This window comes from Salinivibrio sp. IB872 (genome assembly GCF_001995345.1).
GTDB classification, from domain to species: Bacteria; Pseudomonadota; Gammaproteobacteria; order Enterobacterales; family Vibrionaceae; genus Salinivibrio; species Salinivibrio proteolyticus.
Genome location: NZ_MUFO01000014.1, coordinates 1 through 11,228 on the forward strand (window position 1 = coordinate 1; position 11,228 = coordinate 11,228).

General features: G+C 48.5%; 10 protein-coding genes and 9 tRNA genes. 2 read left to right on the plus strand and 17 right to left on the minus strand.

Translation table 11 applies throughout. From position 1 onward, the window contains the following. Window positions 1–64 precede the first annotated feature (64 nt). The 7 genes from BZJ18_RS07585 to BZJ18_RS07615 all read right to left on the minus strand — a co-directional run bounded on the left by BZJ18_RS07585 (window position 65) and on the right by BZJ18_RS07615 (window position 5,464). Window positions 65–877, minus strand: coding sequence for a 4Fe-4S cluster-binding domain-containing protein (locus BZJ18_RS07585; protein ID WP_108743134.1), 813 nt, complete (start codon window positions 875–877; stop codon window positions 65–67). Then, entirely contained in the window at window positions 864–2,423 is a 1,560-nt protein-coding gene (locus BZJ18_RS07590; protein WP_077455972.1) for a YjjI family glycine radical enzyme, read from the minus strand. The genes BZJ18_RS07585 and BZJ18_RS07590 overlap by 14 nt, the downstream gene beginning before the upstream one ends. Window positions 2,424–2,520: 97 nt before the next feature. After that, window positions 2,521–3,405: a sterol desaturase family protein gene (locus BZJ18_RS07595; protein WP_241824931.1), complete on the minus strand. Its 885-nt coding sequence runs from the start codon at window positions 3,403–3,405 to the stop codon at window positions 2,521–2,523. 174 nt (window positions 3,406–3,579) lie between these two features. Next, window positions 3,580–4,242, minus strand: a complete 663-nt coding sequence (locus BZJ18_RS07600) for an epoxyqueuosine reductase QueH (RefSeq protein WP_077455973.1) — start codon at window positions 4,240–4,242, stop codon at window positions 3,580–3,582. Window positions 4,243–4,344: 102 nt separating this feature from the next. Continuing rightward, the gene (locus tag BZJ18_RS07605; protein ID WP_077455974.1) at window positions 4,345–4,617 is read right to left on the minus strand and encodes a hypothetical protein; all 273 of its coding nucleotides are present in this window, start codon (window positions 4,615–4,617) and stop codon (window positions 4,345–4,347) included. A 121-nt stretch (window positions 4,618–4,738) separates the two neighbouring features. After that, complete coding sequence (locus BZJ18_RS07610) at window positions 4,739–5,197, minus strand: hypothetical protein (RefSeq protein ID WP_077455975.1); 459 nt, start codon at window positions 5,195–5,197, stop codon at window positions 4,739–4,741. A gap of 176 nt (window positions 5,198–5,373) precedes the next feature. Further along, a tRNA-Ser gene (locus BZJ18_RS07615) sits at window positions 5,374–5,464 on the minus strand. A 181-nt stretch (window positions 5,465–5,645) separates the two neighbouring features. Here BZJ18_RS07615 and BZJ18_RS07620 point away from each other — a divergent pair. Then, entirely contained in the window at window positions 5,646–6,005 is a 360-nt protein-coding gene (locus tag BZJ18_RS07620; RefSeq protein ID WP_077455976.1) for a HopJ type III effector protein, read from the plus strand. Window positions 6,006–6,058: 53 nt separating this feature from the next. On the opposite strand, the gene BZJ18_RS07625 is transcribed toward BZJ18_RS07620, so the two are convergent. Then, window positions 6,059–7,036 carry an arginine deiminase-related protein gene (locus tag BZJ18_RS07625; RefSeq protein WP_077455977.1) on the minus strand — a complete coding sequence of 326 codons (978 nt, stop codon included), beginning with the start codon at window positions 7,034–7,036 and terminating at the stop codon, window positions 6,059–6,061. Window positions 7,037–7,362: 326 nt separating this feature from the next. Continuing rightward, complete coding sequence (locus BZJ18_RS07630) at window positions 7,363–8,337, minus strand: ABC transporter substrate-binding protein (protein WP_077455978.1); 975 nt, start codon at window positions 8,335–8,337, stop codon at window positions 7,363–7,365. Window positions 8,338–8,548: 211 nt separating this feature from the next. On the opposite strand from BZJ18_RS07630, the gene BZJ18_RS07635 reads away from it, so the two are divergent. Then, window positions 8,549–9,508 carry a GGDEF domain-containing protein gene (locus tag BZJ18_RS07635; RefSeq protein ID WP_077455979.1) on the plus strand — a complete coding sequence of 320 codons (960 nt, stop codon included), beginning with the start codon at window positions 8,549–8,551 and terminating at the stop codon, window positions 9,506–9,508. A 17-nt stretch (window positions 9,509–9,525) separates the two neighbouring features. On the opposite strand, the gene BZJ18_RS07640 is transcribed toward BZJ18_RS07635, so the two are convergent. From BZJ18_RS07640 to BZJ18_RS07675, 8 genes are all read right to left on the minus strand, one after another. Next, window positions 9,526–9,601, minus strand: a tRNA-Gly gene (locus tag BZJ18_RS07640). 343 nt (window positions 9,602–9,944) lie between these two features. After that, window positions 9,945–10,021 (minus strand) — tRNA-Met (locus BZJ18_RS07645). 37 nt (window positions 10,022–10,058) lie between these two features. Beyond that, window positions 10,059–10,134, minus strand: a tRNA-Gly gene (locus BZJ18_RS07650). 133 nt (window positions 10,135–10,267) lie between these two features. Continuing rightward, a tRNA-Met gene (locus BZJ18_RS07655) sits at window positions 10,268–10,344 on the minus strand. A 37-nt stretch (window positions 10,345–10,381) separates the two neighbouring features. After that, a tRNA-Gly gene (locus BZJ18_RS07660) sits at window positions 10,382–10,457 on the minus strand. Between the two features lie 129 nt (window positions 10,458–10,586). After that, window positions 10,587–10,662: transfer RNA gene (locus tag BZJ18_RS07665), tRNA-Gly, on the minus strand. 133 nt (window positions 10,663–10,795) lie between these two features. Continuing rightward, window positions 10,796–10,872 (minus strand) — tRNA-Met (locus tag BZJ18_RS07670). A 29-nt stretch (window positions 10,873–10,901) separates the two neighbouring features. Further along, window positions 10,902–10,975, minus strand: a tRNA-Cys gene (locus BZJ18_RS07675). Between the last annotated feature and the right edge of the window lie 253 nt (window positions 10,976–11,228).

Below are 11,228 nucleotides of genomic sequence, written 5' to 3' on the forward strand. Positions count from 1 at the left end.
ATGGTGACTAACCTCGTGGGTGTCCCGCCGTCTGTCTTTTTCTCAGCCAGTGCTGAATCGGCGTTCACACCGAGAGCAAGCTTTGCTCGATAGGCAGTAACTCAGGTGGTGGCATGGTCACGGTTTGCAGTCCTGCCGCTTGCAAGGCGGTTTTTATGGTATCGAGATGCGCTTGTGTTGCCTCTGGCCAATTACTGGCATCACCCGTCACACCTGCGCGGTGAAAGCCATTTAAACGTACGGAAAACACATTTCCCTGCGCCAACTGCATTTGCTGCAAATCATATAAATAGGCACAGAGTGGCGACAGATTAGCTTGCCAGTCGGTATACCCGGGGATCAGTAACAGCCGCACTTCCTGCAATTTTCCCTGCTTCGCCAGCCAACTTAGGCTGTCACGCACACGGCGAGACGAATGTCCGGTCAAGGCCCGATGCGTGTCATCACCCCATGCTTTCATATCCACCATGGCACCGTCCATGTAGGATGACAACGCCTGCCAACGCTGACATGACACACCGCCATTAGTGTCGATTAAGCATGTAAGGTGGGCTAATTCAGGGTGCTGTTTGACCGCGTGAAAAAGCGCGCGGACAAAGCGCCATTGCAGACTGGCCTCACCACCACTGACGGTAATGCCACGAATAAAGTGTCGTTGTTGATAAATCGCCGTCACCGCCTCGGCCAAAGACATATCGAATGCGCTTGCACTGTTACGTTCAATGGTTTCAGGGTTGTGGCACCCTGGGCAACGAAATTGGCAACCTTGCAGAAAAAACACCATCCGATTACCGGGACCATCGACACAGGAATAGGGCAACACACTCGCCACCCGAGCCACTGGCCCCAATATTTTCTCCTGCTCAGGATGGCTCATGGGTGTCTGTCCAACGCGCGCCCGCGAGAAATTCCGCACTCACGACTCTTGGCTGCCGCGCTGTCACTGTCGTCATCTCAGAAGCTTCTGCGCCCAATACCGTGGTATTGGTGCGAGAGCCCGATTGTTTAAACTGGGCAATCTCCGACTTTTTCACCATATAGCCGGTGATACGCACAAGATCATTCCCATCTGTATTCGCAGTGAATTCACGCAGCCCGGATTGCAGCGCCCCTAAACATAAATCGGTTAATGCATCAGGATTGCCTTTAATGGTGTCATCCAATGTCAGGATCTCGCTCACACCCGCTTCAAAGTAAGAGTGTAACGGCGCAAGCGCCTGTAAATGGGTGACAGGATCCGGTTCATAACCGTAACGAATCCGCACCCCCGGAGTGGTCCCTTGGTCAATGGATAACCCACCTTGCGCATGCAGCAACGCTCGCCCACGCCAGCCATGCTTCACTGGAGTCTCTGCTACAAACGTACTTAATGCTTTGGTGATATCGTGTGCCATCTCATTCGCCGCTGCATCGTGACCATATTCGCCACATAGGCCTTGGCGTGCCATCAGAGTATTGACCGCTTCAGCCATCGCGTACACGCCAAACATTGGGACAAATTTTTTCTCATCAATTAAGCCTTCCTGCACCAGAAAGCTATTAAAAAAGTGCGATTCTTGATGCAGAAAGTGACTGCGTGCATCGATCAGCTCCACCATCAATGCACCGTAATGTGGCAAGGTGTGCGAGAGCAATGTCGAGAGATCATTGGCTTCTTCTGCGACTTTTTTTAAGTTAAGGCGCACCAAGGTGTTCGCACCGCCTCCAATCGGTAGCGCGTTGTAACAGCTCACAATCCCCATATTGGGAGAGTGAGCCTCTGCATCACCAAATGTGGCTTGGTGTACCGGCCAGTTAGCAATATGTGGCTTGCTACAGGCAATGATGTTATCTGTCGCCTGCCGAACTAGGGTGCGCGGGGTACGAGACGGATCCACCATCAAGGTCAGGTTGGGGGCAACTTGCTGCAGTTCTGCGTCGATGCGCAAAATCATGCGACAAACACGATTATCATCTGGGCCAATATTGGCATGCATAAATGCGTCTGGCAGTGTTCTATCGAGCTGGATCCAGAATCGCTTCAGCGCTTGATACAAATGTTCATCACTCACATCCTCGCAATATGGCAGCAGGAGTTGATCGAGGTAACCCAAAAACACCGGGATATTAGTCACCGAAGGCACATGATGGTAAAGCACCATGAGCTTCATCAGCGCATCCTCTAGATCGGTTGCCGGCGTTAACGCCAAATACTCCGACCCACGTTTTAAAAAGCGGGCATAATCGGGCAACACATAACGCGGTTTAAAGGGAGCGTGACCCTCAAACATATCGCCAATCACACCCTGCTCCATCGCAGCCACGAGCGCTCGGCTGCAAGGTACGTAGGGCAAAGCCGCATCGGCTTGCGCAGCGAGCGCTAACGTTTTCTGCGATGGGGTTAAGTGCGGATGGGTAACAATGGCATGCATAGCGTCTGTCATGCGGGGCTCCTGACAAGCTGAGTTCTAAAAATAACCCCATGAGAATAAAGGGTTATTTTCTTAGAGTATGTTAGCTTGTCCACACGATGGAAAACCGCTATCTCTCACGTGATGCTTCCACGTCTGTCGTGTGACCTTGTGTTTGTTCTGGTGGTGCAAACAAGCACTGCCATCGTTGCCGAAAGCTCAGGTCGGGCTGCGTGGCGTCTCGCCACATTTGTTTCCATTCAGCAAAGGTCACCACCAGAGGGTTAAAGCTGTTCACTGGCTTGGGGATCCCATAGCGCACCGGCTCAGATTCCGGCTCGAAGGTGCCAAATAGCTTGTCCCAAATGATTAAAATGCCCGCGTAGTTTTTGTCGATGTACTGAGGATTTACGCCATGATGAACGCGATGATGAGACGGGGTATTAAAAATCCACTCCACAGGTCCCAGTGTCTTTATCCATTGAGTGTGAACAAAAAACTGTAACCCTAAATTCAGCAGTACAACAAACACCACCCATTGCGGCGGAAACCCAATCACTACAAGCGGCAGCCAAAACAGCCACATCCCTGCCAGCGGGTACATTAAGCTTTGGCGAAACGCGGTGCTAAAGTTCATCCGCTCTGAGCTATGGTGCACCACATGCGCCGCCCACATCCAGCGCACACGATGGCTAGCACGGTGAAACCAGTAATAACAAAAATCCTGCGCGACCATCAGTAATAAAAACAGACTTACCGACATCTCAATATCAAACAGCCGCCAGCCAAACCACCACAAATACACCTTGGCAATCAGCAACCCGGTCAGTAAATCTGCCGCTTGATGCAACCCCGCTAAGGTAAAATTACAAAGCACTTCTGGCACGTAATAACGGGCATTGTCACCCAGCTTTCCTTGGCGCAGCGCCACCCAGTACTCTCCCAACATGCATAAGAAGAACACGGGAGCCAGCACAAGCAGTAGCCATTCGGGATGGGAAATCAGTTCGGTCACGGGGCCTTTATCGCACGGTACAAATTATTAACATGTTAGGAGGTTCTGCCCAACCTGTAAGGAAAAGCATCACCAAGCTGTTAGTTTGCGCACACATTGCAATGCGGTGGGTGTTCTTCATCAATGGTGAAAAGCGCCCAAACGGCGCCTTTCACTATTGTCAGCCGTTTAATTTTAATCGTCGCCGTAGTATTGCACGCCGAGCTTAATTCGCTCACGTCCTTGCGCTAGGCGGTGTTTATTTGTATCCCGTAGCGAATAAATACACCCGCAGTATTCCTGCTGGTAAAAACGCTCGCGCTTGCTGATTTCTATCATGCGCTGGCTACCGCCTTGCTTGCGCCAGTTGTAATCCCAGTATTGGACATCTGGATAGGGAGCCGCTGCGCGATGGCCACAATCATTAATTTGCTGCATGTTCTTCCAGCGCGAGATACCCAGTGAACTACTGATAAACCGGAAACCATGTTCGGCGGCATATAGCGCTGTACGCTCGAACCGCATATCAAAGCAAATGGTACAGCGTATTCCGCGCTCGGGTTCAAACTCCATCCCCTTTGCTCTGGCGTACCAGTTATCGGTGTCGTAATCCATATCGATAAACGGCACGTCATGGTCTTCTGCAAAGCGAATATTCTCCTGCTTGCGAATTTCGTATTCTTTAGCAGGATGTATGTTGGGATTATAAAAAAAGATGCTGTAACGGATCCCACTCGCTTCAATGGCTTCCATCACCTCGCCCGAACAAGGGGCACAACAAGAGTGAAGCAGTAACTGGTCGTTGTCGCGATCAAAGTCAGGCGGCAAAGGCAACGGCGTACGTGTAAATTCAGACATGACAGTTCCGTGTTCATAATGCTCAAACAAAAACGCGAATATTCATATATTTGCGCATTAAAATGAATTCTAGCACGCCATCGCCCAACTTTTCAGGCAAGGTTATTCCCCCAATGGGTTTTTGCGGTTTTTATGATCTATACGCACCTCACTGGCCTGCATATGATGCTCACCAGTGACCTCAACGTTCATGCCAGGTTCAAGCTCATCAAGCATGTCAGGGTCAGCCACAACTTTATAAAGACCATCACTGGTGGATACCATCATGTGGTCTTCTGCGATGTCCGTTACTTGCCCGTTTACAACGCTGGGTTGCGCATCGGCCAACACACCAAAGCTAAAGAAAAAACCTAAAAGACAGAGTAATGTTTTCATGGACGTTCCTCTTTGTATTCGCAATCCGCAGCAAACAAAGTAAAGAACAAGGGGGAAATCGTTGCCAGTGAAATACTGACTCTTTGTTATGGCGTCAACCAGACGCTCGCGTCACACGCCGCTAGTCCCCTACTTTTATCTCGTAAGTGGTAAAGCATTCACCCAGCATGTGTGTTTTAAATACTCGTCGAGCACGTTGCGTTAAAAACCTAGAATCCCGACGAGTGTGCAGTAAATGAAGATAAATAACCTGATGACCAAGCTGTTCAGCGCGCAAGAGTAGAAACTTAAACACGTGCCGCCCAAGTCCCCAGTGCGTGTTATCCAACACGATCGCCAATTCAACCCCCATTTCCGCACGCTGAATACCACACCATCCTACGAGACAGTTGTTGACACTCACCGCCCTAACCAAACACCCGTCTTGAGCATCAATATGCCGTTTCTCTCTCACCCATGCTTTGATGCTCTGTGCATCAAAAGGGGCATGTTCGATAAGATGCTGCCGAGTGCTGGGTTTATTGAGTATGGGGATAAAGTCGTTTGGTGTGATCGCATCGAGTGGTAAGTAATTAATCATCCTCACACTCCAGTATTGGGGCAACTTTTGGAGGCGTTCAATGTCAAGAAGCGCCAGAGTAAGCTTACAATATCAAACAGAAGCGGCAGGATCCGAACAAGGTGTGGAATATGTTGATGAGATCTGTCTTTATGCGATCAAAAAAGCCGCTGAGTAATCAGCGGCTTTTCGATATGTGGCGGAGGGATAGGGATTTGAACCCTAGAAGGGCTATTAACCCTTGCCGGTTTTCAAGACCGGTGCTTTCAACCGCTCAGCCATCCCTCCGAACAGGTTTGTATATTAATGATGGCCTTTCGCAATGTAAAGTACTGCAACACTATTTTTCGTTTAAGTGATGGATATTTATCCATTATTCGAACACAGTGACTTCACATCGGAGGAGCAAGTTGGTACAACGTGTCTATCCTCCATGAAGAGGCCGCGTTTTAATAACTCAGGAACAGACATGACCATAGATAGTTTTCTCGTCAAAATCACAAAGACACCCGAGATGGTGACGTTTGATGAGACCTTGGCCGTGATCGATGCACATTACGATTACGCCCCGACTCGCTTTACTAATGGCAATCTCGCCAATAAAGCGGGCCAAAATACCGGTTCGTGTAAAGTATTGGCATTTTGCCAACTGCACGAGTTAACCGAAGAGCAGACCCTTGCGTGTTTTGGCGGGTATTATCGTGAGGATGTGCTCAGCAACCCATCAGGCAACGACCACCAAAACATCCGTAATTTTATGGTCACCGGCTGGAAAGGTGTCGACTTCGACAAAATGCCACTTAAAGCGAAAACAGGTGTGCATTCATAACTCATAAAAAACGGCGATCAAGTGATCGCCGTTTTTACACGCTTCGCGACAATCTACACAGTTTGGTGCCGAGGCAGGAAGATTTCACCCATCATACAACGCACACTCCCTCCGCCGACGGTTTCAATGGTGTTCACATCAATCGGCACCAGCTTGCCAAATTGACGTAAGGTGCGCTTTTGATCTTCAGTAAACGCACTATACGCAGAAAGGGACATCACAATTAACGACTCACCATGACGGTTACGTAGCTGCAAAATATTGCCACACAGTCGATTCATCTGTGCTTCGCTGATTGAAACGAGGGTTTTGTCTTCAGCGAGCGTATTACACACGAGATCGCGTTGAGCAGGCTCGATAACCTCGTCACACACCACAGCAAATGCTTCACCCACCGCCATCATGACATTGGTGTGATACACAGGATTGCCATCGCTCATTTCCGTGTTAAAGCTGACAACTTGACGCATTCCCACTTTGGCAGCCCATTCGGTTAGCAAAATGCTGTCACAGCGGTGGGAAAGCGCGGCATAAACACGCTGGTTGAGGTGATCAATCACCATCGCACCCGTGCTTTCTAGAAACGCTTCGTCTTTATCATGACACTTTACTTTGTGCACATGGTTAACGGCGTAACCCGCTTTATCAAGGGCAGCCATCAAACGCTCAGGCTTCACTTCAAGTTGGCGGTTAGGACATGCCATTGGATACAGATACAGCTCACCGCTAGGCAATGTACTAAACCAGTTGTTAGGAAACACGGCATCAGGCGTGGCTGGGTCGGCGTCTGGATACTCCATCACCACGACATCAATACCATGGCGACGTAGCGTCATCACCATATTATTAAACTCTGCCATGGCGCGCGTTTTCACTTCCTCATCAGGCAAAGCCAGCGCATGCTGGAAACCATTATCTTCACTGGTTTGTGCATTAAATTTAAAGTGCACAGGTGGCACCATGACCACCGCAGACGCTGCGTGTGGATGTGTAAGCGGATATTGGGTATCACAGCTCGCTAAAAACGCCATAAGCAAACCTTCCAAAACAACATGATTAAAAGAGTATAGATGGCCTGTCGCGTACACGATCACTTGTCAGTGCACACTGGCCAGAATGCTTGATAAATTTGATAACCGCAGGAAAATATCATTGAAACAACTCTTTTACAAACGGAGTTTTTTTGATGCGGCCGGATCGCCCGAAACCTAAAGTCCCGCGACAAGTAGCGAAATGCTCTCTATCGCTGATTTTAGACTTTACGAGGCCAAGCGAAAGGGACGTAATTGTGTGGTTTCCGAACTGAATCAGTATTCGCCCAACGTTAGTGCACCGTCAAAGTAACTATAAGGTAGCGTCAACGAATCGGCACCCACTCTCGAGGAGGGGTTAGCCCCAACTGAGCAAACTCCGCTTTGCTGTAAATACCGGAGCCTTGGTGCCCGACAGAGATAGGGATATGATCAGCAGGCATTCCAGCAAACACTTTATGGATGTAGACCGCAGCGTGAATGCCATGCTTTTCACCGTCTAACACATATCCACCAGCCGCCATACCCTCACCAACCGCCACTTTCCAAAAAGCAAAAACAGGATGCTTCGTGTTTTGATTCGTCCAAGTAATCACTTGGTTTGCGTCGATATTCTTTCCCATTCCATCGCGTAATGTTTGGTAGCTGCCCACAAAAAGCACATCATAGTCATCCTCCAGGACCGCTTTCTTCCAATCAGGAAATGTTGTAAACCTTTCAATTCTCGTGATCGTTTGATTTAACTTGGAAAAAAGGTTGGCCTCGCTTTGCAAATAAGCGGTATTGATTTTTGCAGTGGGGCCATCATCGAAGAGAATTTTAATGTTTTTAATTGGTTGGTTATAAAGCTGAATCACATCAGACAGTGAGCGATAAAAATGAGGCCGCTCAAGAACCCCGGTCACACGAACAGGACCATTTAGTCTCTCAATCAACGGCTGGGGATCGCCATTTACGCCAAGAAAAACAACATCAATATTTTCATGCTGTAGCCTGGGCAGCATGTGATTCAGTGCAATGTCATCACAAAGCAACACCACATCAGGCTTTACCTTTTTATAAAAGGCAAATGCTTCGTCAGCTTTGCGTTGATGCGCTGATACAGGTAGCTTTTTGGCGTTCATCTCAAAACGCGATACATGGATACTTTTATCGAGCACCTTGTTCAAGCCAAGGGTATAACTCTCGGTCCACGAGAATGTTTTGTGATAGCTATCAATAATCAATAATTTGTGATCCTGAGCGACGGCTTGACTCAGCATCCCAAAGGCGAAAGTTATGCCTAAAATCAATGCTCTCATTAAATGGCCTCTTATCTATCGTATTAACAATGTAGCCAAATAACGATGACACCTCTCGGTGACATTAAAAAAACTGACGGTAATTGAGTGTAATTAAGTTATCAGTCACCTATGAAGTGGACCGTCGGTATCCTACAAGCAGCGATTGCGCTTTTTGTATAGCTATTGAACTGAGGGTCTATACTGAATATACAGGGATGGAGGGCATAAAATGACACCGGCGCAGCCAACGAACAACGAAGTGCAACGGCTTCATTTACTTCATGATTTAGGCATTTTAGACACCGGTCGTGAAGACAGGTTTGAGCGCATTGTTCGCGTTGCTGCCTATATCTCAGCGTGCCCCATTGTGGCGATAAGCTTAGTAGACGAGCATCGTCAGTGGTTTAAAGCAAAGCGTGGACTGGCGGTGAATCAGACAGGACGTTCAGAGTCCATTTGTGGACACGCTATCCACCAGCTAGAGCCGCTTGTGGTTAGTGACACATATCTTGATGAGCGCTTTGTCGACAACCCCTTAGTCACAGGCCCTCCCTTTATCCGCTTTTACGCCGGCTTCCCATTTAGTTTGGATAACGAGCACATTCTCGGCACCCTTTGCGTGATAGATAGACAACCTCGTGAGCTCGATGGCCCCTGCCAGCGCGCGTTGGCAGATCTTGCCCACATTGTCGAGCACGAGTTGACCATGACTCAACAAAATGTGCTGGACCCCTTAACCGGCCTGTTAAACCGGCGCGGCTTTAAGCGAGAAATTAGCGAATACCTCAATGACGACTTGGTGATCGAGGATCGCTACACCCTATTGCACTTCGACGTTCGCCAACTCCACCAACTTAATCATGACTATGGTAAGCTCGCCGGCGATCAGATTCTCAAAACCTTTGCGCGTTGTTTGAATGATGTGTTTGATGATGTGGGCTGGATAGGACGTATAGAGGGGTGTGAGTTTGCTGCGTTATTGATACAACAAGATGCAGATGCCGTTGATAATCAGCTAGAACAACTATATAGCAGACTCTCACAACAGCTTTCTTCGTATCGCTACCCATTTAGTTATACCGCGGGACTTGCGCACTTCAGTGCCGTTGACCATACGGTCACGTTGGATACTATGTTGCTCGATGCTAGCAATGAAGTAAGACATTACCCATTACCAAGAGAAAGATAAGTGCTAAGGAAGGAAATTGGAGCGACATACGAGGTTCGAACTCGTGACCTCAACCTTGGCAAGGTTGCACTCTACCAGCTGAGCTAATGTCGCTTTGTGACAGGCGTTTATAACGCTTTAGAAACTTGGTTGCGGTAGTCGAATTTGTCGCGGAATGCAATTCGCGCAATGCAATTGCGACGACCGTAGGTGTTATTGATAAACTTGCCTACGCTAATGACTTCACATACCTAAAATTTGGTTGCGGGAGCCGGATTTTATCGCGCAATGCAATTGCGACGACCGCAGGTCTTGTTGATAACCTTGCCTACGTTAATGACTTCACATACCTAAAATTTGGTTGCGGGAGCCGGATTTTATCGCGCAATGCAATTGCGACGACCGTAGGTCTTATTGATAAACCTGCCTACGTTTATGACTTCACATACCTAAAATTTGGTTGCGGGAGCCGGATTTGAACCGACGACCTTCGGGTTATGAGCCCGACGAGCTACCAGACTGCTCCATCCCGCGTCCGTAACATCAATCATTGCTTGATGTGGGCAAAACTTGGAGCGACATACGAGGTTCGAACTCGTGACCTCAACCTTGGCAAGGTTGCGCTCTACCAGCTGAGCTAATGTCGCTTTGTCGCAAGCGTTTTATAACGCTTTGTAAAATTTGGTTGCGGGAGTCGAATTTGTCGCGCAATGCAATTGCGACGACCGTAGGTCTTATCGATAACCTGGCCTACGTTAATGACTTCACATACCTAAAATTTGGTTGCGGGAGCCGGATTTGAACCGACGACCTTCGGGTTATGAGCCCGACGAGCTACCAGACTGCTCCATCCCGCGTCCGTAACATCAATCACTGCTTGATGTGGGCAAAACTTGGAGCGACATACGAGGTTCGAACTCGTGACCTCAACCTTGGCAAGGTTGCGCTCTACCAGCTGAGCTAATGTCGCTTTGTCGCAAGCGTTTCATAACGCTTTGTAAAATTTGGTTGCGGGAGCTGGATTTATCGCGCAATGCAATTGCAACGACCGTAGTCGTGTCATATTANACATCAATCATTGCTTGATGTGGGCAAAACTTGGAGCGACATACGAGGTTCGAACTCGTGACCTCAACCTTGGCAAGGTTGCGCTCTACCAGCTGAGCTAATGTCGCTTTGTCGCAAGCGTTTCATAACGCTTTGTAAAATTTGGTTGCGGGAGCTGGATTTATCGCGCAATGCAATTGCAACGACCGTAGTCGTGTCATATTACTTTCGACTGAATAAATCGTCTCTACAACCTAAAATTGGTTGCGGGAGCTGGATTTGAACCAACGACCTTCGGGTTATGAGCCCGACGAGCTACCAAACTGCTCCATCCCGCGTCCGATTTTTACTCCGCCTAGTGAAAACATGGAGGCGCGTCCCGGAGTCGAACCGAGGTCCACGGATTTGCAATCCGCTGCATAGCCACTCTGCCAACGCGCCTTTCTTTTTGTTTCCGCCGCTGCGGTACGGGGAGGCATTCTACGGATTAACGTGATCGAGTCAACACTTATTATTTAATAAAAGCTTCAACTGCCTGCTTTGTAAACGAAAAAGCCAAACTTCGCGCGATTTGATGCAGTTTTCAGCATTTTATCTTTATTATTATCAACCCAATCCGCGTTTTCCTTTGTGCAACACTGGGGATGATTAGGTCTACGTGCACAAACCTACCTTCCTCTCTCCTCCTCTGTTA